The sequence below is a fragment of the Collinsella aerofaciens genome, assembly GCF_040926185.1.
In the GTDB taxonomy this organism is placed as follows: domain Bacteria; phylum Actinomycetota; class Coriobacteriia; order Coriobacteriales; family Coriobacteriaceae; genus Collinsella; species Collinsella aerofaciens_BC.
This window is the reverse complement of the sequence record NZ_JBCOIQ010000003.1, coordinates 70358-94029: the sequence shown is the minus strand read 5'-3', so window position 1 is coordinate 94029 and position 23672 is coordinate 70358. Positions and strand designations below refer to the sequence as shown.

Here is a 23672-nt window from a genome sequence, read left to right as displayed (position 1 = left end):
GCCATGTCGCTGCGCGGTGGAATCGGTCTGCCCGAGCTTCCTCTAGAGGACGGGCAGGAGTTTAGGCTCGGCATTATGGGTGGCACCTTTGATCCCATCCATTACGGGCACCTGGTGACCGCTGAGCAGGCGCGTGAGTCCCTCGACTTGGATGCCGTGCTCTTTATGCCGGCGGGCTCTCCTGCCTTTAAGCTTGACAAGCCGGTGACGCCTGCCGAGGACCGTTATGCCATGACGGTCCTCGCCACCGCCGCGAACCCGGCCTTTTTGGCGAGCCGGTTCGAGATCGACCGCCCGGGCGTAACCTATACGGCTGATACGCTTCATGCCCTTCGCGACTTTTACCCGCCGCAGGTAAAGCTCTACTTTATTACGGGCGCCGATGCGATTATCGATATCGTGACCTGGCATGATGCCGAACGAATCGCTGAGCTTGCTACCTTTATTGCGGCGACACGACCGGGCTTTGATATCGATACAGCGCGTGCCCGAATCAAAGAGTCGGGGCTGCCGTTCGACGTGCGCTATATTCAGATTCCGGCGCTGGCGATCAGCTCGACGAACATTCGTAAGCGAGTTGCCCGCGGCATGAGCGTGCGCTATCTTACGAGCGAGTCCGTGCTCGGCTACATTCGCAAACGCAGGCTATATGCCGATTTGGGCCAAGAAGATTTTGAGTGATGGGGGTCTACGTTGTCGGTAGAGGATCAGTTTGAGGGCGATGAGCGCGCACTGCTCAAGCGCATTCAAGAGCTGCTCGATGTTCGCATGAAGGATAAGCGCAAGCGCTATGTGCATTCGCTGGGTGTTGCCGAGACCGCGCTTCATCTGGCCGAGGTCTACGGCGTTGACCGCTTTGATGCCGCTGCCGCCGGCTTGATCCACGACTGGGACAAGGTGCTTTCCGATGACGAGCTCGTGGCCCGCGCGCTTCACTATGGCATCAAGGTTGCCGGCTCTCCTTCGGCCGCGACACCGCTGCTGCATGGCCCAGTTGCCGCCTATGAGCTTCCGCAGCTTTTTCCCGGGCTGTCGCCGGCGGTCTTTCAGGCTGTCGACCGTCACACCGTGGGAGCTTGCGACATGACGCCGCTCGATATGGTGGTCTTTGTGGCCGATGCCATCGAGCCCAACCGCCACGGCGACTATGCGCATGCGCTGCGCAAGATGGTGGGGGAGTCGACGCTCGATGAGTTGTTCTTCTCCTGTTTTGCGCAGGGTTTGGTCTATGTGATCCAGTCCGGGCGTTATCTTTATCCCACGGCTATTACGATTTACAACCATTACGCCCAGCTACGCTAGCTCGGGTGCGTCTAGAAAGAGGTATTCCATGGCCGACGAGACCATGACTGACGAGCAGATTCTCAAGGATGTGGAGCACAAGAGCTTCGCCGCCACGTCCGACCGCACCGCCGCCTCGCTGTCCGCGAGCGGTGTCGCCGCCGAGGATGTCGCCCGCGCCGCCGCGCAGGCCGCCTACGACAAGAAGGGCGAGGACGTTCAGGTGCTCGACCTGACTGAGCTTTCCGATGTGTGCGACTACTTTGTCCTTGCTACCGGCACCAACAACCGCCAGGTTGATTCGATCGTCGACGAGATTGAGGAGAAGGTCGCCGAGGCTTGCGGCGAGCATCCGTTCTCCATCGAGGGCCGCGAGCAGAAGACTTGGATGCTCATGGACTACGGTTCGGTTGTCGTCCACGTCTTCACTCCCGAAGCCCGCGACTTCTACCGCCTCGAGAAACTCTGGGGAGACGCCCCCCAGCTCCCCCTCAATCTCCTCTAGTAGCTCATTTGAGACGGGGTTTAGCTACCCTCACGCATATCGCCGGGCAGTTGCGGTTTTCCGCAGCTGCCCGCCTTTCTTTTTGCTTAAGGGGCTAATCGTTGAAGCGGGATTGGCGGCCGAAGGATAGGGCGGTGTCGCCGAACTTGTCTCGGACGGCGTCGATAGCGACCGAGAGGTCGCGACGGTCGCTCGATTGGGCTCCGCGGTCGTCGACTTCGCAGAACAGGTCAGTCTGGATGCCGCCCTGATGGTCAAAGTCGCTCATGCCGATGCCTGCTAAGCGAACGTGCATTCCTTCCTGCCAGATGTTGTCGAGCAGTTCGAGCGCAACTGCTACGAAGATGTTCTCATCGTCGGTCGGATGAGGCAGCCGGCGCTGTACCGAGCGACCGTTTCCATACGAATACTTGAGCTTGAGCGTCACTGTGGCGCCCGTTAGTCCCTGACGGCGCAGGCGGCGTCCCACTGACTCGCCCAGCAGCGCAATCGCTGCCTCAATATCCCCACGCTCAGTCAAATCTTTAGCAAAGGTGCGCTCGTTGCTCACCGATTTAACCTCGCGCTCTTCATCGAGACTCGTGACTTCAGAGATTTCGAGTCCCAGCGCACGCTGGCGCATGCGTTCGCCGTTGACGCCAAAAATAGAGGCCAAGGTGGATTCCGGTGCACGTGATAGCTCGCCGAGGGTGTAGATGCGCATACGGCGCAGTCGCTCTTCGGCCGAGCGCCCGATGCCACTCATGGCAGACACTGGTAGCGCGGCCAAAAAGCGCTGCTCGGTTCCGGGGCGCACGATGGTCAGCCCAAACGGCTTATCCCGCTCGCTTGCGATCTTTGCAACCGTCTTGTTGCAGCCCACGCCAATGGAGCACGTCACTCCCAGCGCTGCCACGCGGTCGCTTATACGCCGCGCAACCAACAGCGGGTCTTCGGGCGCAAAGCGACCCGGTGTGATATCGATAAAGGCTTCGTCGATGGATACGCGCTCAACACGTGGGGTCTCGTTGGCGAGAATCGCCATGACCTGCGCGCTCACCTCGCGGTAGCGATCAAAGTGCCCGTGCGTCCAAATGGCTTGCGGGCACAAGCGCCGCGCCTCGGCCGAGGCCATGGCAGAGTGCACGCCAAAGCGACGTGCCTCATACGAACACGTGGACACGACGCCACGCGAATCGGCGTCTCCGCCCACGATGAGCGGCTTTCCGCGCCATTCGGGATGATCGAGCATCTCCACGCTCGCAAAAAACGCATCGAGGTCCATCAGGCCCACCGCCGGACCCGTCCAGGGAGGCGGCGTGACGCCCATGGCATCCTCATAACCGTATGTATGTTCGCGTCTATCCATGTCATGAGTATACCGCGCAGCTCATGTGGGGTGCGTGTATGTGCTTGCAAATCCCGAATTCTTGTCTAAGATATGGATTTGCCCTCGACTACACCGAAGAAGTTGGTCTCACGGTCTTCACCTGCCCGCGTCGATGGCGTATTATGTTCAACTGTTTGTTTGTAGTTGCAGCCTAAAGCTGCTTGGTTGGAGGAGTTTCCTTTGGCAGTCAAGATTCGCCTTGCTCGTCACGGCGCTAAGAAGCGTCCGTACTACCGTGTCGTCGTCGCCGATTCCCGCGCCCCGCGTGACGGTCGTATCATCGAGGAGGTTGGCCGCTACAACCCGATGACCGCCCCCAAGACCATCAACCTCGACCTCGAGAAGATCGCCGACTGGCAGTCCAAGGGCGCTCAGCTCACCGACGCCGTCGCCGCTCTGGTCAAGGCCGCCAACGAGGGCGAGAAGACCGAGACCGTCGTCAAGAAGTCCAAGAAGCAGCTCGCCAAAGAGGCCGAGGCCGCTAAGGCTGCCGCTGAGGCCGCTGAGGGCGCCGAGGAGTAAATCGTGCCTGAGGTTGACGCTGCACAGCTCGAGGGTGAGGCAATGCTCTCAGATCGCATCGCCGATCTCGTCGAATATCTCGTTGTTCAGATCGTCGACGACCCGGATTCCGTGAGCCTTGAGGTCATCGATGGTGACGACGCCTCCACGATTGAGGTTTCGGTCGCCGAGGATGACGTCGCTAAGGTCATCGGCCGTCGTGGCCGTACCATCAAGGCCATTCGCACGCTCGCCCGTGCACTGGCCGCTCGCCTCGACACTGCTGTCGAGGTAGAGGTTCTGGGCTAGGACCTTGAGGTCCCAGTACAAAAACATCGCCCGTGTGGTCAAGCCGCACGGAAGGAAGGGGGAGGTCCTCGCGCAGCCGCTGCGGGGGCTTCCTTCTGTATTAGAGCCGGGCATGCGCGTCGCCCTGACGCCGCCGGCGCTCAAGCGCGACCGCTTTTGCACGGTCGTGTCCGTCACCGATACGGGCGATGGCGATCTGGTCTCGTTTGAGGGCATTGACGACTTGACGGCCGCCGAGGGCATCACGGGATGCTACGTGCTGGCAAATCGTGACGACTTTGAGCTCGATTCGCTCGACGCTGCCTATACCGACCTGATGGGTCGCGAGGTGGTCGACGAGCGCTTCGGTTCGCTCGGCACGATCGTCGAGATCATGTCGACGCCCGCTAACGATGTTTGGGTTGTCGAGGGCGATCGGTACGGCGAGGTACTGATTCCCGTGATCGAGCAGGTCGTGCTCGATCTTCCCGACACAGGAACAATTTCCGTCCATGTTATGGACGGCCTGATCGATATGGACAAGTAGGGAGGACAACATGCTGATCGAGACCCTTTCGGTCTTTCCCGAGATGTTTGAGCCCGTCATGTCCACATCGATTTTGGGCCGCGCCCGCAAGGCCGGCCTTTTTGATTTTAAGGCGTATAACCTGCGCGACTGGACGCACGACCGCCATCGTACCGTCGATGACGAGCCGTACGGCGGCGGGCAGGGCATGCTCATGAAGGTCGAGCCTATCGCAGAGGCCATCGAGGCCATTAGCGCAGAGGGTCCCAAGCCCACGGTTGTGTTCTTCACCCCCTGCGGCGAGCCCTTTACGCAGCATGTGGCCGAGCGCCTGCTCAAAAGTGAGCGCCTGCTGTTTGTGTGCAGTCGCTACGAGGGCGTCGACGAGCGCGCGTATGCGTATGCCGATGAGCGTCTGTCGATCGGCGACTACGTGCTTACGGGCGGCGAGCTTCCCGCAATGGTCGTTGCCGATGCCGTCGTACGCCTGATTCCCGGCGCCCTGGGCGACGAGATGAGCAACGTGGACGAGTCGTTCTCGACCGCCGAGGATGGAGGCCTGCTCGAGTACGCGCAGTACACCCGTCCTGCCGAGTTCAACGGCGAGGGCGTGCCTCCGGTGCTTGTGAGCGGCGATCATGCTAAGGTCGATGCGTGGCGTCGTAAGAACGCCATCGAGCGCACCTGTCGTTGGCGTCCCGATCTGATTGAGACGGCGCGGCTCACGCCCGAGGAGCGCGCTTACGCGCAGGAGATTCTGGACGCTTCGTATTCGCAGAGCGAGGAGTGAGGATGGTTCCATCGCAGCATTCCGCGTTGAGGGGCGCTTTTGAGTGGATCGCGGTCATCGCGATCGCGCTCGTGGCCACCTTCTTGATTCGCTCGTTTGTGGTCGAGCCCTTTGTGGTGCCCACCGGCTCCATGGAGTCCACGATCGAGATTGGCGACCAGATCCTGGCACAAAAGGTGAGCCTCGAGCTCGGTCAGCCCGTCAAGCAGGGTGATATCGTGGTGTTTCACAACCCCGATGGCACCTCCGAGCATGATGTTCTTGTCAAGCGTGTTATTGCCACGGCCGGCCAGACGGTCGACCTGCAGGATGGCAAGGTGGTCGTTGACGGCCAAGCGCTCGACGAGGACTATACGACGGGCATGAGCTGGCCGCTTTCGGTCCAAGCGCCCGGCGCTCAGGTAAGCTATCCCTACACGGTTCCCGACGGGTGCGTGTGGGTGATGGGCGACAATCGCGAAAACTCTGCCGACTCACGTTATTTTGGTCCCGTCGATCGCTCCGATTTGATCGCAGTGGCGCTTGTGCGCTACTGGCCGTTCAACCGCATCGGCGCTATCGACTAAAAACCGCTATAGTACAGTACCTAACCGTGTAATCGTTTCGACGAGGGGATATTAGAGGCATGAACGCTTCATCGCTTTCCTTCCAAGACATCATCCTGCGCCTCCAGCAGTACTGGGGCGAGCAGGGCTGCGTCATTATGCAGCCCTATGACTCCGAGGTCGGTGCCGGTACCTTCCATACCGCGACCACGCTGCGCTCGCTCGGTCCCGCCGAGTGGCGCACCTGCTATGCGCAGCCCTGCCGCCGTCCCGCCGACGGCCGCTACGGTGAGAACCCCAACCGCATGCAGCACTACTATCAGTTCCAGGTGCTCATCAAGCCCTCTCCGGTCAACGCCCAGGAGCTTTACCTGGGGTCTCTTGCCGCTATCGGTCTGGACCCCAACGACCATGACGTCCGCTTTGTCGAGGACGACTGGGAGAGCCCGACGCTCGGCGCCTGGGGCCTTGGCTGGGAGGTCTGGCTCAATGGCATGGAGGTCACGCAGTTTACGTACTTCCAGCAGGTGGGCGGTATCGAGGTCGACCCCGTGCCCGTCGAGATCACCTATGGCCTGGAGCGCATCGCCATGTATGCGCAGGGCGTCAATTCCGTCTACGACCTGGTGTGGAGCTACCTGCCCGACGGCACGCCCATGACCTATGGCGACGTGTTCCTCGAGAACGAGCGCGAGTTCAGCGCCTACAACTTTGAGGTCGCCAACGTCGAGATGATGCGTCAGAAGTTTGACGACTACGAGGCCGAGTGCCACTCCTGTCTGGAGCGCAAGCTGCCGCTGCCGGCGTACGACTGCGTCATGAAGTGCAGCCACGCCTTCAACCTGCTCGATGCCCGTGGCGCGCTGTCCGCGGTCGAGCGTGCCAACTACATCCTGCGCGTCCGCGCCGTCGCCAAGGCGTGCTGCGAGGCCTACATGGCCGAGGTCGCCGGAGTCAACGAGAATGCCGACCAGGAAGGCGAGGTGGCGTAAGCCATGGCAGACGCTAAGGATTTCCTGTTTGAGATCGGTACGGAAGAAATGCCCTCCGCACCGCTGAACAATGCCGTCAAGCAGCTTGGCACCATGATCGCCAAGGGTCTCGACGAGGCCGGTCTGGCCCACGGCGAGGTCCGCGTGATCTCGAGCCCGCGCCGCCTGGCTGCGCTCGTTGCCGACGTCGCCACCGCGACCGACGAGGTTCACGAGGTCAAGCGCGGCCCCGCGGCAAACATTGCCTTTGATGCCGACGGTAACGCCACCAAGGCCGCCCAGGGCTTTGCCCGCAAGTGCGGTGTGGCTGCCGAGGACCTGGTCCGTCGCGAGGACACCGACGGCCGCGAGTACGTGTTCGCCGAGAAGAACATTCCCTCCGCTCCGGCTACGCCGATCCTGACGTCTCTGTGCGAGAAGACTATCGCCGGCCTGCAGTGGCCCAACTACCGCAGCCAGCGCTGGGGCCACGAGCACGCTACGTTTGTTCGTCCGGTCCGTTGGATCTGCTGCCTTTTGGGTGAGGACGTCGTGCCCGTGTCGTTTGCCGATGTGACGAGTGGCAATACCACGCGCGGACATCGCGTTCTGGGCCCCGGTGACCATGTGGTCGCCAGCCCCGCCGTCTACGAGCAGGTGCTCGAGGACGCCGGCGTGCTCTCTGCCGAGCGTCGTCGCGAGGCCATCCTTGCCGGTATCGCCGAGGTCGAGGCTGCGCGCCCCGGCTGCCATGTCGACACGCCCAAGAAGGTCTTTGAGGAGGTCATTAACCTCTGCGAGTGGCCGACGGTGCTTGTCGGTACCTTCGATGAGGAGTTCCTCAAGGTCCCGCACGAGATCATCTGCGAGTCCATGCTCACCAACCAGCGCTACTTCCCGATTTATGACGGCGAGGGCAAGCTCACGCGTGAGTTCGTAGTCGTCTCCAACAGCAAGCCCGAGAATGCCGAGCGCGTGATCGACGGCAACGAGCGCGTCGTGCGCGCCCGTCTGGACGACGCCAAGTTCTTCTATGAGGAGGACCTGAAGATCTCCCTTGACGAGTTCCGCGAGCGTCTGGCCAAGGTCGCCTTCCAGGAGAAGCTCGGTAGCGTGCTCGCCAAGTCCGAGCGCATCGAGCAGCTCGCGCTCGCCATCGCCCGCGAGGCTCACCTGGGTGCCCATCTGGCCGCCGATGCGGCTCGCGCCGCTCACCTGTGCAAGGCCGACCTGGTGTCCAACGCCGTCGTCGAGTTCACGAGCCAGCAGGGCGTGATGGGCGGTTACTACGCCATCGCAATGGGGGAGAACGACGAGGTCGCCCATGCTATCCGCGATCATTATCGTCCCCGCTTCGCCGGCGATGATCTGCCCGAGGGCACCGCTGGCTGCATCGTGGCCTGTGCTGACAAGCTCGATACCATTGCCGGTATCTTTGCCATCGGCGAGCCCCCGACTGGCTCTTCGGACCCCTACGCGCTGCGTCGCGCCGCCATCGGCATCATCAACATCCTGCGCGACCGTCTGCCGATCGATCCCACGTCGCTTATCGACTTTGCCCTTGAGCTCTATAGCGAGCAGGGTATCGAGTTCGACGCCGCCGAGGTCGCTCAGCAGGTTCGCGACTTCTTCCACGGCCGTCTGGTGAGCATGGCCCGCGACGAAAAGATCCCGGCCGATACCGTTGCCGCCGTCTCCGCGGTGCACATCATCGCCCCGTCCGTCTTCTTCGCCCGCTGCGCCGCCCTCGACGAGGCCCGCAAGAACGACGCTGAGACGTTCGATAACCTGGCGACCGCCTATGCCCGCGCCGCGCACATCTCCAAGCCCGAGCTGGGCGCGGAGTACGACCGCGCCCTGATGGGCGAGGTCGAGCTCGCGCTTGCCGATGCCTCCGAGGCTGCTCAGACCGCTGTCGACGCCGCCCTTGCTGCCGAGGATTACCCGGCCGCATTTGCCGCCCTTGCCGCCCTGCGCGCCCCCATCGACCGCTTCTTCGACGAGGTCATGGTCATGGACAAGGACGAGCAGCTTCGCGATAATCGCCTTAAGCTGCTCAACCGCTTCGAGGTCGTTTTCTCCGGCATCGCAAACATCGGTGAGCTTGCTCGCAAAAAGTAAGCCAGCCTGCGCATAAGCGCAAAAGGAGCCCCGCATGGATTGCCCGGTCACCGCTCGTCCCACCGTTATCGTTATCTCCGACTCGCTCGGTGATACCGCTTGTGAGGTGGTGCTTGCGGCGTCCGGGCAATTTGATGAAGGGGCTTTTTGTGTTTTGCGCCTGCCTAAGGTGACTTCTGTGGAGCAGGTCAAGTCATTTGTGGGGCCGCGCGTCGATGCCGACCATCGCGATATCGCCGTGTTCCATACCATCGTCGACCCGGCGCTACGTGCTCGTGTGCTCGATTACCTGGGCATGCTGCATATCCGTTCGGTCGACCTGATCGGCCCGACGCTCGCCGTGCTGTCGTCGCTCATCGGTGTACCGCCCAAGGGCGTCGCGGGCGTGATTCACAAGACCGATGACCGCTATTTCCATCGTATCGAGGCCATGGAGTATTTCGTTGAGCACGATGACGGGCGCGGCTGCGACGATCTGTCGGGTGCCGATATCGTGCTGCTGGGCGTATCGCGCACGTCCAAGACGCCGCTGTCGATGTTTTTGGCCTTTCAAGGTTACAAGGTTGCCAATGTTCCGTTGGCCCATGGCATGGAGCCGCCCAAGTCAATTTACGAGGTCGACCCGATGCGTTTGTTTGGCCTGATTTCGACCGTCGACGTTATTTCCGAGATTCGCGATAGCCGCTTGGGCGATGACTACGCCCGTGCCGTTGCCGGCTCCTATGCCGAGCCCGAGAGCGTGCGCAGCGAGCTCGAGGAAGCTCGTGCCCTCATGAAGCGCCTAGGCTGCTTTGTGGTGCGTACCGACGGCAAGGCCATCGAGGAAAGCGCTGCCGAGATCATTAGCCACTTGGAGGAAATCCAAGAAGCCCGCGCCCGCCGCGCCGCCAGTCGCGCCTAATATTAGTAGCATTTTGATAAAGCGATTTAGCAAAAACATCGCATCTGACCTGCTTTTTTATTGTAGTGGTATCTTCATAAGGTAACCAACTTTACCTACCGTTTACCGCCAGTTTTAGCACGTTTACCAAACCGCGTATCCTCTGCTCAAGCCCGTTCAAATCCGGCCGTATAGTTCCCTCACGGCCCGCATCCGGCGGGTCGATTCGTTACCACGGTCGTGCGCGTAAGTGCATGGAAGGGGAAGTATCGTGAGCGATTGCAAGAGGGTTTACCGTTTTGGAACCGACGCCCAGGGCACCTGTGTCACTGAGGGCGACAAGTCCATGAACTTCGTGCTTGGCGGCAAGGGCGCAAACCTTGCCGAGATGAGCCGCATCGGCCTGCCGGTTCCCGGTGGCTTTACCATTACCTGCCAGACTTGCGTCGAGTACTCCGGTGCCGGCAACGTGTGGCCCGGGGGCGCACTCGATGAGATCGTTGCTGCCGAGGCGGACCTCGAGGCCCGCTGCGGCAAGAAGCTCGGCGACGCCTCCGATCCGCTGCTCGTGTCGGTTCGCTCGGGCGCTCCGTTCTCCATGCCCGGTATGATGGACACGGTCCTCAACTTGGGCCTCAATGACGATTCCGTCCAGGGCCTCATCGCGCAGACGCAGAACCCGCGTTTTGCCTGGGATAGCTACCGCCGCTTTATCCAGATGTTTTCCAATGTCGTCATGGGCGTTGACGCCGACCTGTTCGAGAACGCCCTGACCCAGGCCCGTCTGGTCGCCGGCGTTCGCGTCGATTCCGAGCTTTCGGCCGAGGACCTGCAGGAACTCGTCGAGACCTTTAAGGGCATCTTCTCCGAGAACGTCGATGCCTCCCTGTATCCCGAGCTCGAGGTCGCTGACGGCAAGCCCGTTTTCCCGCACGACCCGGAGCTTCAGCTACGCCTTGCCATCCAGGCCGTCTTTGGCAGCTGGATGAACGAGCGCGCCTGCATCTACCGCAAGCAGCATGGCATTTCCGACGACCTCGGCACCGCCGTCAACGTGCAGGCCATGGCCTTTGGCAACAAGGGCGAGACCTCTGCGACGGGCGTCGCCTTTACGCGTAATCCGGCTGACGGCACCAAGGAGTTCTACGGTGACTTTTTGGTTAATGCCCAGGGCGAGGACGTCGTCGCCGGTATCCGCAACACCGAGCCCATCGCCGACCTCAAGGCCACCCCGGGCCTCGAGTCTGCAGGTGAGGAGCTCGAGCGCGTGTTCCTGACGCTCGAGGACCATTACCGCGATATGTGCGATATCGAGTTCACCATCGAGCAGGGCAAGCTCTGGATGCTCCAGACACGCGTGGGTAAACGCACTGCCATCGCCGCCCTGCGCATCGCCATCGAAATGGTCGAGGAAGGCCTGATCACCCGCGAAGAGGCCGTGAGCCGTATCGATCCCGCGCAACTCGACCAGCTCCTGCACCCGCAGTTTGACGCCTCCAAGAGGTACGAGGCGCTGGCCAGCGGTCTGAACGCCAGCCCCGGCGCCGCCGTGGGCGAGGTCGTGTTCTCGAGCGATGACGCCGTCGCGCGCGCAAACGAGGGTCATAAGGTTATCTTGGTCCGTTGGGAGACCAACCCCGACGACTTGAAGGGCATGGTCGCCGCCGAGGGCATCCTGACCAGCCACGGTGGCAAGACGAGCCATGCCGCCGTTATCGCCCGCGGTATGGGTACGCCCTGCGTCTGCGGCGTTGAGCGCTTCCACATCGATGCTGCCGAGAAGGTCGTGCGCATCGAGGGCAGCGACCGCGTGCTGCACGAGGGCGACATCATCTCCATCGACGGCACCCAGGGCATCGTCGTCGACGGCGCCGTTGATCTGGTTTCGGCTGAGCTCACCGGCGACCTGGACACCATCCTGTCCTGGGCCGACGAGATTCGTCTGGACGAGACCGATGGCCACGCCAACCATGTGCGCGTCAACGCCGACAACCCTGAGGATGCCGAGCTCGCACTCGAGTTTGGCGCCGAGGCTATTGGCCTGTGCCGCACCGAGCACATGTTCCTGGGCGACCGTAAGAACATCATCCAGAGCTTTATCCTGTCCGACGATGAGGCCGTGAAGCAGCGGGCCCTCGCCGATCTGCTCAAGGTTCAGACGGAGGACTTCCTGGCCATGTTCAAGACCATGTCCGGTCGCGATGTGGTCGTTCGTCTGCTCGATCCGCCGCTTCATGAGTTCTTGGATAATCCTCGCGAGCTCGAGGTTGCCATCACCAAGAAGGAGGCCGCTGGCGCCAGCGAGGAAGAGCTTGCCGCCCTGCGTGCCCGCCTGCGTCGCATCGACGGCATGGTCGAGTCCAACCCGATGCTCGGCCTGCGCGGCGTGCGCCTATCCGTCGTCTTTAGCGATCTGCCGCTCATGCAGGTTCGCGCCGTCGCCACGGCTGCTGCCTGCCTTATCAAGGAGGGCGTCGACCCGCGTCCCGAGATCATGGTTCCGCTCGTCTCCATCACGGCCGAGCACGTCCAGACCCGCGAGGTCATCGAGCGCGTGATCGCCGAGGTTTCCGTCGAAGAAGGCGTCGAGCTCAATATTCCCGTGGGCACGATGCTCGAGCTGCCGCGCGCCTGCATGGTCGCTGACGAGATCGCCCACCATGCCGACTTCTTCTGCTTTGGCACCAACGACCTCACCCAGACGACCTTCGGTTTCTCGCGTGACGACGCCGAGGCTAAGTTCATCCCGCTGTACATGCATAAGAAGATTCTGAAGGACAACCCCTTCGAGACCATCGATACGGCAGTACTCGAGCTGGTACGCATGGCCGTCGAGAAGGGCCGTGCCACCAACCCCGACATGCACTTTGGCGTGTGCGGCGAGCACGGCGGCGACCCCAAGTCCATCAAGGGCCTGTTTAACGTGGCCGACGTGGACTACGTGTCCTGCTCGCCCTACCGCGTGCCCCTCGCGCGATTGGCTGCCGCCCAGGCCAAGCTCGAGGCCAAGCGTCCCGCCTAACGTTTTGGGCGTAGACGCCTAGTGTAGCCCCCCTTCATGCCGCCCGTCTCATTTGTGAGACGGGCGGTTATCATGTGCGGGTTTTGTCTTTTTGTCTGCGTAAAAAATTGTTCTTGCAGCAGAAACCCGCGCGTGTATACTCGAATACGTTTGTTCAACTACGTGCCGGCCATGGTGGTACGGCACCTCTAGAAGAGTAAGGAATTGCACATGGATTACATCCGCGCAATCGAGCGTCAGCAGATCCGCGAGGACATTCCTCAGGTTCGCGTCGCCGACAACGTCAAGGTTCACTACCGCATTAAGGAAGGCGACCGCGAGCGCATCCAGGTCTTCCAGGGCGACGTCATCCGCATGGCCGGCGCCGGTGCCCGCGAGACCTTCACTGTCCGCAAGATGTCCTTCGGTGTCGGTGTTGAGCGTACCTTCCCGCTTCACAGCCCCAAGATCGCCAAGCTCGAGGTCGTTCGTCATGGTCGCGTCCGTCGCGCCAAGCTGTACTACCTCCGCGACAAGGTGGGCAAGGCTGCTCGCATCCCCGAGAAGCGCTAAGAAGATCGCAGCGTCTGTCCACTCGTTTGGACACAAGGGTCACCTTCGGGTGGCCCTTCTTTTTATCTGATTTGCATGCAAGGAGGGCCTGGTATGGCCAACATGACGAGCTCGGTTTCGGCATCGCAGGTTGCCGGTGAGCTGGCGAGCGCCACGTTTGAGGAGATTCCCGCCCTCGTGGAGCATTATCGCGAGGACCCGCGCCAGCAGGTGATCAAGGCTTGCGAACGCGCCCTCAAACGCCATGCCAAAGAGCTTGCCGAGCGCGAGCGCGTCAATGACATGTACGAGCTTATGCATGAGCTTGGCGGCGATGGAGTGGTCGTTGGTGTCGACGAGGTGGGTCGCGGATCGGTGGCCGGTCCTTTGACGGTATGCGCTGTCTGCCTTCCTATGGAGCCGCGCGTCTGGGGCATCAACGATTCCAAAAAGCTCACGCCGGCGCGCCGCGAGTTGCTCTCAGTGAAGATTGCCGAGGTGGCGACGGCGATCGGTTTTTGCCATATCGCGCCTAAGGATATCGATGAGATGGGCATGGCCCGTGCTATCCGTACCGCCGTTGCGGGCGCCGTGGCCGATACGGGGCTCGAGCCCGATTGCGTGCTTATGGATGGCAACCCCTTGGGCGCCGTTCCTAACGAGCGCGATGTGGTTAAGGGCGATGCCAAGATCGCCTGCATCGCCGCGGCGTCCATCATGGCCAAGGTCACGCGTGACGAGATGATGGTCGAGTACGACGCCGAGTATCCCGAGTACCATCTGGCCGAGTCGAAGGGCTATGCGAGCCCCGAGCACATCGAGGCCATTCGCAAACATGGACTTTGTCCGCTGCACCGCGTGAGCTTTTGCGGAAACTTTCTGCAGACTGAGCGCCTTTTCTAGGCCAATTGTGGAGACATGGACCTCTGGGGTTTTATAAACCTGCTGGTAGCGGGCCGTATGCAACACCATTGTTGCGTACGGCCCGTTTTTTGACGGCATTTGGTCAGCTTTTGGTTTGCTTCCGGTACTTACCCGCATGAAAGGTGCCCTCATCATCGGGGCAATGCAGTGTGCGGGAAAGGAGACCCCATGAGTGCCGCAAGCAAAAAGAGCAAGACGCAGCAGCTCAAGGAGCGTTGGGAAAACGGCGAGCTCGACTCCGGGGCGATGACGCCCGAGTTTATCAAGGGACTCAGTCCCCGCGAGCTAGGCATGCTGGGCGAGCTGATCACCATCGACTACTTTAACGAGCGCGGCTACACCTTGCTGGAGCAGGGCTATCGTTGCACCGAGGGCGAGGCCGATCTGGTGCTGCTCGATGAGCTCGACGATGTCGTGGTGATGGCCGAGGTCAAGACGAGACGCGTCGCCCTGGATTGCACCACGCGGGTCTTTCCCGAGGAGGCCGTGGACGCCCAAAAGCAACGCCGCTACCGCCGCATCGCAAGCTGCTATCTCATGGAGCATTATCCGCTCAAGGCGATTCGCTTCGATGCTGTGGGTGTCACCATCCGCGGCGGGCATATCGCCGAGATCGAGCACCAGTACAACGCGTTCGATTGGCAGGTGTCGTGATGGCGTTCGAGACGTTTGCCGTTCACGCGGCCTGCATCCGCGGCGTCGAGGCGATTCACGTCACGGTCGAGGTCTCGCTTGCCGGTGGCGTTCCGGGCATCCAGATGCTCGGCATTCCGAGTATGGAGGTGATGGAGTCACGCGGTCGTATTCGCTGCGCGATGCGCTCCGCCGGGTTCGAGATCCCGCGCTCGGGCATTACCGTTAACCTGGCACCCGGCGATATCCGCAAGACAGGTAGCGGCTTTGACCTGCCCATCGCCATCGCGGTTCTAGCGGCCGATGAGCAGATTCCCCGTGACAACCTCGATCGCTGCCTTATCGCAGGTGAGCTTGGTCTGGACGGTACGGTGCTTCCCGTCAAGGGCGAGGTGGCGTTTCAGCTATTGGCTCGCGACATGGGGCTGTCTTTTATCGCCGGCAGGTCCGACCAGCATGTGCCACTCACGGGCGTGGATTGCGGCTTTATCGATCATCTGTCTCAACTTGCCCATGGCATGGGCGAGGCGGCTCGGCACTATCTGGATTCCGAGGGCGTCGAGGCGACCTTTGAGCCTGAGCTCGACTATGCCGACGTGCTGGGGCAGGAAGTCGCTAAACGCGGCATGGCGCTTGCGGCGGCAGGAGAACTCGGCTTGCTCATGATCGGGTCTCCGGGATCGGGCAAGACGATGCTCGCACGCCGTATGACCGGCATCCTGCCCGAGCTTTCCGTTGAGGATCAGCAGGAGGCACTGTGCATCCATTCGGTTTTGGGTGAGAACATTGATGGCTTGTTGGCGGGGCACCGCCCCTTCCGCAGTCCCCACCACAGTATTTCGACCGCAGGCCTTATCGGCGGCGGGCGCCCGGTGCACCCGGGTGAGATCAGCCTTGCTCATGGCGGCGTGCTCTTTTTGGACGAGCTTGCTGAGTTTCCCACTGGCGTGCTGCAGACGCTGCGTCAGCCCATCGAACGCGGCTACGTGAGGATCGTACGCGTCGACGGGGCTTTTACCTTCCCGTCGCGCTTTCAGCTGCTGGCTGCGAGCAATCCCTGCCCCTGCGGCTTTTTGGGCGATCGCGAGGTGCCGTGTCGCTGCTCGGCGGCGATGGTCGAGCGCTATCGGTCTAAACTGCGCGGTCCTTTGGCCGACCGTATCGACATGATGATCGATGTGACCCGTCCCGACCCTCAAGTGATTATCGAGGGTGCGGAGGGCATGTCGTCGGCCGAGTTACGTGACTACGTTGTGCGCGGTCGCGCCTTTCGCGCTTGGCGCGAATCCCGCATGGACGATGCGGATGCCGAGGCCGAGGATGACGAGACACGGTCCATTGACGGCGTCGTTTCGACCTTTGAGCTCGATGATGCGGCGGAGAAGTGTGTGCTCGGCCTGTCGAAGCGCACGCATCTCACAGGGCGTGGCATCGTGCGCCTTGTTCGCATTGCGCGCACGATCGCAGATGTCGCCGAGAGCGAGCAGGTGACGCAGGACCACGTGCTCGAGGCGGCGATGTACCAGGGAAGGAGGGACCAATGATGGCTGAGGGGACCTTCGAGCTGCATCCAGGTGACGCGTTGTATCCCGAGACCGTTTTGGAGCTTTCTGATGTACCTCAGACGCTCTATGTGCGCGGCAACCCCGAGGCGCTTTCGACGCCCGCGCTCTCCATCATCGGTGCGCGAAAGGCCTCGCCGTATGGTCTTGCCGTGGCAGAGCTTGCGGCGAAGGTGGCGGTTGAGGCGGGAGTGACGGTAGTTTCGGGCGGTGCGGTCGGTTGTGACCAGGCCTCGGGTTGGGCTGCGGTCAACGCCGGCGGCAAACACGTTGTGGTGCTGGGGACGGGCGCCGACGTGGTCTACCCGCGTTCGAGCGCGGGGCTGATTACGCGCACGCTTGATACGGGTGGCGCGGTCGTGTCGATCTCTCCGTGGGGCATGGGTCCGCGCAAGTTCGCCTTTCCGCGCCGCAATCGCGTAATCGCGGCCCTGTCGCAAGCCCTCTTTGTATCCGAGGCGGGTATGCCTTCTGGGACGTTTTCCACAGCCGAGGCTGCTATGGATTTGGGGCGCGAACTTCTTGCCGTGCCGGGGTCGATCCTATCGCCCGAGTCGCGTGGCACGAATTACCTCATTGCGAACGGTGCCTGCTGCATCGTCGACGAGGAATCTATCGAGATGGCTATCTCACGCATCTACGGAACCCTGCGCTACTCGCGCCCCGATGCTCCCGGCATTGCCGACCTGGATCCAACGCAGCAGACCGTGATGCATGCGCTCATCGCCTCTCCGCTCAAGGTCGACGACATCGCGGCGCTCGTCTCGCTCGATGCTGTCGGCGTACTCAAACTCTTGGGTTCGCTTGAACTCGAGGGTCTTATCGAGCGCATGATGGATGGAAGGTATGCGCCCTCCAAGTTTGCCCTTCACGCCCAGACACCCTTCGGTCACAATGGAAAACGTGTCAATTAGAAAGGTGTTTGCAGATGCAGTTCGATCAGGTGACAGTTATCGGTGGCGGTCTGGCGGGTTCGGAGTGCGCGATCCAGCTGGCAGATCGCGGTTTTGCCGTAAAGCTGTGCGAGATGCGCCCCCAGGTGAGCTCCCCGGCTCACCATACCGATCACCTGGCAGAGCTCGTCTGCTCGAATTCGTTTAAGTCGACCCGTCCGGATTCCGCGGCTGGTTTGCTGAAGGCCGAGCTTGAGCGCATGGGTTCAGTCCTGCTCGATTGCGCCCATCGCGCGGCTGTTCCCGCCGGTGGCGCCTTGGCGGTCGACCGTGTTACATTCTCCGAGCTTGTCGAGGCCGAGGTTGCCGCTCGTCCCAATATCGAGGTCGTGCACGGTGAGGTCACACAGATTCCCGAGGGTCACGTGGTCATTGCCGCGGGCCCGCTGTGTTCACCGGCGCTGAGCGAAGAGGTTATGAAGCTCGTCGGTGGCGATGCCCTGGCATTCTTTGATGCGGCGGCGCCGATCGTCGATGCCTCCACGCTCGATATGGACGTGCTGTTCTCGCAGTCGCGCTACGAGGAGCAGGGGAGCGGCGACTATCTCAACGCTCCGCTCAACAAGGAGGAGTACGAGGCCTTTATCGAGGCGCTTACCACGGCCGACCGCGTGGTGCTCAAAGACTTTGAGGGCGGCGATCTGTTCCAAGCCTGCCAGCCTGCCGAGGAAGTTGCGCGCACCGGCAAGGACGCCATTCGCTTTGGCGCCATGAAGCCCGTCGGCCTCACCGACCCGCGTACCGGACGTCGCCCCTGGGCGGCGATTCAGCTGCGTGCCGAGAACAAGGAGAAGACCGCTTATAATCTGGTGGGCTTCCAGACCAACCTGACCTTTGGCGAGCAGAAGCGCGTCTTCCATATGGTGCCGGGCCTGGAGAACGCTGAGTTCTTCCGCTACGGTGTCATGCACCGCAATACCTTTGTCGACGCCCCACACGTGCTCGATGGCACCTTTGCCGTGCCCGGTACCGGCGTGCGCCTGGCCGGTCAGATCACCGGCACCGAGGGGTACATGGAAGCCGTGGCGACAGGTCTGCTCGCGGCGCTCAACACCTATGCCGAGGCTATCGGTGCCGCGGGCGTCGAGTTGCCGCGTGTGGGTGCCCTGGGTGCGCTCGTGGGCTATGCGACCGATCCTGCCACCGTGGGCTATCAGCCCATGCATGTCAACTTTGGCCTGGTGCCGCCACTCGAGGATGGTAAGCGCCGCAGCAAGCGCGACCGCTACCAGGCCTATGCGGACCGTGCGCTCGAGGCCCTTGATGCCTATCTGGCCACTCGCCCCGACCTGTTTGGGGGCGACCGGTCATAGCTTTTGACCTGTACGACACCGTCGACTCGTTTATCGCCTATATCGCACGTGTCGAGGGACTTTCTCCCAACACGGTGACGGCCTATGGCTCGAGGCTGGAGCGCTTTGCTGCCTGGTGCGAGCGCGAGGATATCGATGCTTTTGCTGCCGACGTGCGCACCATTCGTCGCTATCTTGCCGAGCTTTCGCGTGACCAGGTGGCTCCCCGAACGCTTGCGGCGCATCTGTCTGCCATTCGCTCGCTCTATCGGTGGATGGCTGCCGAGGGGATTGTCGAGGGTGATGCGGTCTCGGCGATCGCATCGCCCAAGCTGCCGCGTGACCTGCCGGGCGTCCTTACGACCCAGCAGGTCGAGGCGCTGCTCAAGACGCCTGACACCTCGACGCCCGCGGGACTGCGCGATGCGGCGATGCTCGAGCTGCTCTATGCATCCGGCGCCCGTATCTCTGAGCTCGCGGCACTCAATGTGGAGTCCATCGCTTGGTCCGAATGCACGCTGCGCCTGTGGGGCAAGGGGGGCAAGGAACGTATCGTCCCTCTGTATCGTCGTGCGCTCGAAGTGACGCGTCTCTATATTGAGGAGGGGAGGCCGGAGTTGCTCTCTCGTGCAAAGCGCCGCGACCTCGCTACCGGGCCGCATCCGCTGCTTATATCGGCGCGCGGCAATCGCATGAGCGCCGCCATGCTCCGGCGGCGGTTCCATATGCTGGCGACGCTCGCCGGCATTCCGGCCGACATCGCCCCGCATGCGATGCGCCATACCTTTGCGACCGACTTGCTCGAGGGCGGTGCGGACCTGCGCTCGGTTCAAGAGCTGCTGGGTCATGCGAGCCTGTCCACGACGCAAATCTACACGCATCTCACGCCCGATCGGCTCAAACGTGCCGTGGCTCAAGCCCATCCCCGCGGCGAATAGTGGCTGGGACGTCCCGCGTCGCACTCAGGTGTGTGGTTTTGATTGCGGGTTGGCAGGAAGATGCATTCCTGCTATCATTCATCGGGTTGCTTCACGGCAACATGTTTTTATCACGCACGCGCGGCTACTTCATACCGTGGTGCCCGGGCTTTGGTAGCACATGTCCGGGTTGGTTTTGGAGGATGACCCCGCGCGGAGGCAAACCACAGGAGGTTTAACATGGCTACCAAGATTAATATCCGCACCCTGCTCGAGGCCGGCTGCCACTTCGGTCACCAGACCCGTCGCTGGAACCCCAAGATGAAGCCGTTCATCTTCGGTGAGCGCAACGGCATCTACATCCTCGACCTCAAGCAGACCATCCTCGACGCCGACCAGGCCTACACCTTCGTCAAGAACGTCGCCAAGGGCGGCAACGTGCTGTTCGTCGGCACCAAGAAGCAGGCTCAGGAGGCCGTCAAGAACGCTGCTGAGCGCGCCAACATGCCTTACATCAACCAGCGTTGGCTCGGCGGTATGCTGACCAACTTCGTCACCATCCGCTCCCGCATCAACCGCATGGAGGAGCTCGAGGCCATGGTCGAGGACGGCCGCATGGCAGTGCTCCCCAAGAAGGAGCAGGCTGTTCTCGGCAAGGAGCTCACCAAGCTCCAGACCAACCTCGGTGGCGCCCGCGACATGAAGGGTCTGCCCCAGGCTCTCTTCGTCATCGACACCAAGCGCGAGGAGAACGCCATCAAGGAGGCTCAGCGCCTGAACATCCCCGTCGTCGCTCTGATCGACACCAACTCCGATCCCGACGAGGTCGAGTACGGCATCCCCTGCAACGATGACGCTATCTCTGCTGTCACCCTTATGTGCGAGCTCATGGCTGACGCCTGCCTCGCTGGCTCTGGTAAGGAGCAGGTCTCCGAGGCCGAGATGGCCGCTGAGCCCAAGGCCGAGTAAATCAGTCTTAGTTAATTCTTTTTCATCTCTTTGAAAGGAACCACAATGGCCCAGATTACCGCCGCTATGGTCAAGCAGCTCCGCGAGATGACCGACTCCCCGATGATGGAGTGCAAGAAGGCTCTCGTCGAGGCTGACGGCGACATGGACGCCGCTGTCGACGTTCTGCGTAAGAACGGCCTTGCCAAGGCTGCCAAGAAGGCTGGCCGTGAGACCAACGAGGGCGCTGTCGCCGCGTTCGTCTCCGAGGATGGCAAGACCGGCGCTCTGCTCGAGCTCTCCTGCGAGACCGACTTCGTTGGCTCTAACGCCAAGTTCACCGGCTTTGCTTCCAAGGTCGCTGAGGTTGTCGCTACCACCGAGCCTGCTGACGTCGACGCTCTGCTCGAGAAGCCGATGGGCGAGGAGACCGTTTCCTCCGAGCTCACCGAGATGATTCACATCATGGGCGAGAACATGAAGATCTCCCGCTTCGCTGCCCGCAAGGCTGAGAACGGCGCGCTCGCTTCTTACATCCACATGGGTGGTAAGATCGGCGTCCTCGTCGAGTTCGCCTTCGAGAAGGCTGAGACCGCTCAGGCTGAATCCTTCAAGACCTTCGCTCACGACGTTGCCCTTCAGGTTGCCGCCGTCGCCCCGATCTGCGCTACCCGCGATCAGGTTCCGGCCGAGACCGTCGAGCACGAGAAGCAGATCTACATGGCTCAGGCTGCCGAGTCCGGTAAGCCCGAGGCTATCCAGGAGAAGATGGCTGTCGGCCGTCTGGAGAAGTTCTACAAGCAGTCCGTGCTCACCGAGCAGGAGTTCATCAAGGACAGCTCCCTCACCATCAAGAAGTACGCTGAGCAGGTCTCCAAGGAGCTCGGCGACACCATTACCGTCGTTGCCTTTGACCGTCTGGTCCGTGGCGAGTAAATAAGCTCTTGTAGCTGGTAATGAGCAGGCTGTGGGTTTTACTCACAGCCTGCTTTTTCATGGCTCTTCTTAGAGCCTTTGATAGAATGTTGAGAGTTCAATCTAAAGGAGGATCGCTTTGTTCGACATCCGATATAAACGCGTGCTTCTTAAGCTTTCCGGCGAAGCGCTGATGGGCGACGGCCAATATGGCATCGACCCCAAGGTTACCGACCATCTTGCTAAGCAGGTCAAGGAGCTGCTCGCCGTTGGCCATGAGGTCGGCGTCGTTGTCGGCGGTGGCAATATTTTCCGCGGCATGGCAGGCGCTGCCGGTGGCATGGAGCGTGCTCAGGCCGACTACATGGGCATGCTGGCAACCGTTATGAACGCGCTCGCCCTGCAGGATGCCTTCGAGCATAACGATGTTCCCTGCCGCGTGATGAGCGCTATCCAGATGAACGAGATCTGCGAGCCCTATATTCGCCGTCGCGCCATCAACCACCTTTCCAAGGGCAACGTCGTTATTTTTGCCGCCGGTTCGGGCAATCCGTACTTTACGACCGACACCGCCGCGGCTCTTCGTGCGTGCGAGATCGGCGCCGAGATTCTGATTAAAGCCACCAAGGTTGACGGCATCTACGACAAGGATCCCGTCAAGTTCGCCGACGCCGTCCGTTTTGACAAGATTACCTATCACGAGGTTCTCGTCCGCGGTCTGCAGGTTATGGATTCCACGGCTACGGCACTGTGCCAGGACAACCGTATGCCGATTTTGGTCCTCAACATCGATGGTGAGGACACCGTCAAGCGCGCGCTTTCGGGTGAGCCCGTCGGCACGCTCGTCTATCAGGAGGATTAAGCATGGCAGAGAACATCACCGCCCATATGGACAAGTCGCTCGAGTCCCTCAAGCATAACTTCTCCAAGGTCCGTACCGGCCGCGCCAATGCCAACATTCTGTCCGACATCACCGTCGATTATTACGGTGTTCCCACGCCGGTCACGCAGGTTGCCGCCGTCAAGACCCCCGAGGCCCACATGCTGCTCATCGAGCCGTGGGACAAGGCACTCATCAATGCTATCGTCAAGGCCATCGGCGCTTCCGATCTGGGTATTACCCCCAACTCCGATGGCACCGTCGTTCGTCTTCCGTTCCCGGCTCCCACCGAGGAGCGCCGTCGCGAGCTCGTCAAGGAGTGCCGCGAGTACGCCGAGCAGGCCAAGGTGTCTATCCGTAACATCCGTCGCGACTTCAACAACAAGCTCGAGCGCGATGAGGAGCTCACCGAGGACGATGTCCGTCGCGAGCAGGCCAAGGTCCAGAAGCACACCGATGAGTATGTCGCCAAGGTCGAGGAGCTTCTGAAGGAAAAAGAAGCCGAGGTCATGGAGATCTAAGGTGCAATACGACGAGTATAAACTGGTCGAGTACTTTGCCGACGCCCCTACGGGCGTCGGTTTTTCCGACCTTGACCTCAATAACATTCCGCACCATATCTCGTGCATCATGGACGGCAACGGTCGTTGGGCCACGTCGCGCGGTCTTGCGCGCACCGAGGGCCACAAGGCGGGTATCGTCTCCCTTCGCGAGATTATTACCGCCTGCGTGCGTCTGGGCGTCGACGTGCTTTCGGCCTATGCGTTTTCTACCGAAAACTGGAACCGTCCGCAGCATGAGGTCAACGTCTTGATGCACCTGTTTGCCAAGACGTTCATCGACGAGCTGCCGCTTCTGAAGCGCGAAAACGTGCGTGTTGTCTTTTTGGGTGATATTTCCGCGCTGCCCAAGAAGACCCGCGACGTTTTTGAACGCGGTCTTGCCGAGTGCGCCGATCACACCGGTATGACGCTGGCGCTTGCCGTCAACTACGGCGCGCGTGCCGAGATTACCCGCGCTGTCCGTCAGATCGCACTCGACGTTGTCGCCGGTAAGATTGATCCTGCCGCAATTGATGACGACATGTTGGCTTCCCACCTCTATACCGCCGGTCTTCCCGATCCTGAGCTTGTGATTCGCACCTCTGGTGAGCTGCGCCTTTCGAACTATCTGCTGTGGCAGGTAGCTTATTCCGAGTTCTACGTCACCGATACCTATTGGCCCGACTTTGATCGTTGGGGTCTTGTCGATGCCATTTTGGCCTATCAGGGCCGTGACCGTAGGTTTGGTGGACTGAGCAAGACCGAGGAGGCTTAAT

General features: G+C 61.3%; 25 protein-coding genes. 24 read left to right on the top strand and 1 reads right to left on the bottom strand.

Going from position 1 to position 23672, the window contains the following annotated elements:
• Positions 1-3: 3 nt before the first annotated feature.
• The 3 genes from nadD to rsfS all read left to right on the top strand — a co-directional run bounded on the left by nadD (position 4) and on the right by rsfS (position 1786).
• Positions 4-681 carry a nicotinate-nucleotide adenylyltransferase gene (nadD, locus tag AB5750_RS02370; protein WP_055285119.1) on the top strand — a complete coding sequence of 226 codons (678 nt, stop codon included), beginning with the start codon at positions 4-6 and terminating at the stop codon, positions 679-681.
• 87 nt (positions 682-768) lie between these two features.
• Complete coding sequence (gene yqeK / locus AB5750_RS02365) at positions 769-1302, top strand: bis(5'-nucleosyl)-tetraphosphatase (symmetrical) YqeK (RefSeq protein WP_192923881.1); 534 nt, start codon at positions 769-771, stop codon at positions 1300-1302.
• 28 nt (positions 1303-1330) lie between these two features.
• Complete coding sequence (rsfS, locus tag AB5750_RS02360) at positions 1331-1786, top strand: ribosome silencing factor (RefSeq protein ID WP_138374982.1); 456 nt, start codon at positions 1331-1333, stop codon at positions 1784-1786.
• Positions 1787-1880: 94 nt separating this feature from the next.
• Here rsfS and dinB read toward each other — a convergent pair whose 3' ends face one another.
• Positions 1881-3134 (bottom strand): DNA polymerase IV, encoded by a 1254-nt coding sequence (gene dinB, locus AB5750_RS02355; RefSeq protein ID WP_368145419.1) that lies wholly within the window; start codon positions 3132-3134, stop codon positions 1881-1883.
• 201 nt (positions 3135-3335) lie between these two features.
• On the opposite strand from dinB, the gene rpsP reads away from it, so the two are divergent.
• From rpsP to uppS, 21 genes are all read left to right on the top strand, one after another.
• Positions 3336-3677: a 30S ribosomal protein S16 gene (rpsP, locus tag AB5750_RS02350; protein WP_022094749.1), complete on the top strand. Its 342-nt coding sequence runs from the start codon at positions 3336-3338 to the stop codon at positions 3675-3677.
• A 42-nt stretch (positions 3678-3719) separates the two neighbouring features.
• On the top strand, positions 3720-3965 hold the full coding sequence (locus tag AB5750_RS02345) for a KH domain-containing protein (RefSeq protein WP_171021534.1): 246 nt from the start codon (positions 3720-3722) through the stop codon (positions 3963-3965).
• A 4-nt stretch (positions 3966-3969) separates the two neighbouring features.
• Positions 3970-4491: a ribosome maturation factor RimM gene (rimM, locus tag AB5750_RS02340; protein ID WP_055309865.1), complete on the top strand. Its 522-nt coding sequence runs from the start codon at positions 3970-3972 to the stop codon at positions 4489-4491.
• Between the two features lie 10 nt (positions 4492-4501).
• Positions 4502-5260: a tRNA (guanosine(37)-N1)-methyltransferase TrmD gene (gene trmD / locus AB5750_RS02335; protein ID WP_055285126.1), complete on the top strand. Its 759-nt coding sequence runs from the start codon at positions 4502-4504 to the stop codon at positions 5258-5260.
• 2 nt (positions 5261-5262) lie between these two features.
• Entirely contained in the window at positions 5263-5826 is a 564-nt protein-coding gene (gene lepB / locus AB5750_RS02330; protein ID WP_368145420.1) for a signal peptidase I, read from the top strand.
• Between the two features lie 59 nt (positions 5827-5885).
• On the top strand, positions 5886-6797 hold the full coding sequence (locus AB5750_RS02325; RefSeq protein WP_006236091.1) for a glycine--tRNA ligase subunit alpha: 912 nt from the start codon (positions 5886-5888) through the stop codon (positions 6795-6797).
• 3 nt (positions 6798-6800) lie between these two features.
• Positions 6801-8897 (top strand): glycine--tRNA ligase subunit beta, encoded by a 2097-nt coding sequence (glyS, locus tag AB5750_RS02320; protein WP_368145421.1) that lies wholly within the window; start codon positions 6801-6803, stop codon positions 8895-8897.
• Between the two features lie 34 nt (positions 8898-8931).
• Positions 8932-9798: a pyruvate, water dikinase regulatory protein gene (locus AB5750_RS02315; protein ID WP_238022472.1), complete on the top strand. Its 867-nt coding sequence runs from the start codon at positions 8932-8934 to the stop codon at positions 9796-9798.
• A gap of 250 nt (positions 9799-10048) precedes the next feature.
• A complete protein-coding gene (gene ppdK / locus AB5750_RS02310; RefSeq protein WP_368145422.1) occupies positions 10049-12799 on the top strand; it encodes a pyruvate, phosphate dikinase in 2751 nt (916 codons plus the stop codon).
• 210 nt (positions 12800-13009) lie between these two features.
• A complete protein-coding gene (gene rplS / locus AB5750_RS02305; RefSeq protein WP_006236098.1) occupies positions 13010-13351 on the top strand; it encodes a 50S ribosomal protein L19 in 342 nt (113 codons plus the stop codon).
• A 93-nt stretch (positions 13352-13444) separates the two neighbouring features.
• Positions 13445-14233, top strand: coding sequence for a ribonuclease HII (gene rnhB, locus AB5750_RS02300; protein ID WP_055250018.1), 789 nt, complete (start codon positions 13445-13447; stop codon positions 14231-14233).
• Positions 14234-14422: 189 nt separating this feature from the next.
• Positions 14423-14908 (top strand): YraN family protein, encoded by a 486-nt coding sequence (locus tag AB5750_RS02295; protein WP_238022474.1) that lies wholly within the window; start codon positions 14423-14425, stop codon positions 14906-14908.
• Positions 14908-16431, top strand: a complete 1524-nt coding sequence (locus AB5750_RS02290) for a YifB family Mg chelatase-like AAA ATPase (protein ID WP_368145423.1) — start codon at positions 14908-14910, stop codon at positions 16429-16431. Before AB5750_RS02295 ends, AB5750_RS02290 begins: the two co-directional genes overlap by 1 nt.
• Positions 16428-17363, top strand: a complete 936-nt coding sequence (locus AB5750_RS02285) for a DNA-processing protein DprA (RefSeq protein ID WP_055309874.1) — start codon at positions 16428-16430, stop codon at positions 17361-17363. The genes AB5750_RS02290 and AB5750_RS02285 overlap by 4 nt, the downstream gene beginning before the upstream one ends.
• Positions 17364-17377: 14 nt before the next feature.
• Entirely contained in the window at positions 17378-18715 is a 1338-nt protein-coding gene (gene trmFO, locus AB5750_RS02280) for a methylenetetrahydrofolate--tRNA-(uracil(54)-C(5))-methyltransferase (FADH(2)-oxidizing) TrmFO (RefSeq protein ID WP_368145424.1), read from the top strand.
• The gene (locus AB5750_RS02275) at positions 18712-19632 is read left to right on the top strand and encodes a tyrosine recombinase (RefSeq protein WP_368154903.1); all 921 of its coding nucleotides are present in this window, start codon (positions 18712-18714) and stop codon (positions 19630-19632) included. Before trmFO ends, AB5750_RS02275 begins: the two co-directional genes overlap by 4 nt.
• Before the next feature lie 219 nt (positions 19633-19851).
• The gene (gene rpsB / locus AB5750_RS02270) at positions 19852-20580 is read left to right on the top strand and encodes a 30S ribosomal protein S2 (protein ID WP_006236109.1); all 729 of its coding nucleotides are present in this window, start codon (positions 19852-19854) and stop codon (positions 20578-20580) included.
• A 45-nt stretch (positions 20581-20625) separates the two neighbouring features.
• Positions 20626-21495: a translation elongation factor Ts gene (gene tsf / locus AB5750_RS02265; protein ID WP_022094736.1), complete on the top strand. Its 870-nt coding sequence runs from the start codon at positions 20626-20628 to the stop codon at positions 21493-21495.
• A 118-nt stretch (positions 21496-21613) separates the two neighbouring features.
• On the top strand, positions 21614-22336 hold the full coding sequence (pyrH, locus tag AB5750_RS02260) for a UMP kinase (RefSeq protein ID WP_368145425.1): 723 nt from the start codon (positions 21614-21616) through the stop codon (positions 22334-22336).
• A gap of 2 nt (positions 22337-22338) precedes the next feature.
• Positions 22339-22875, top strand: coding sequence for a ribosome recycling factor (gene frr, locus AB5750_RS02255; RefSeq protein WP_006236112.1), 537 nt, complete (start codon positions 22339-22341; stop codon positions 22873-22875).
• A 1-nt stretch (position 22876) separates the two neighbouring features.
• Positions 22877-23671: an undecaprenyl pyrophosphate synthase gene (uppS, locus tag AB5750_RS02250; RefSeq protein WP_368145426.1), complete on the top strand. Its 795-nt coding sequence runs from the start codon at positions 22877-22879 to the stop codon at positions 23669-23671.
• Position 23672: the final 1 nt, after the last annotated feature.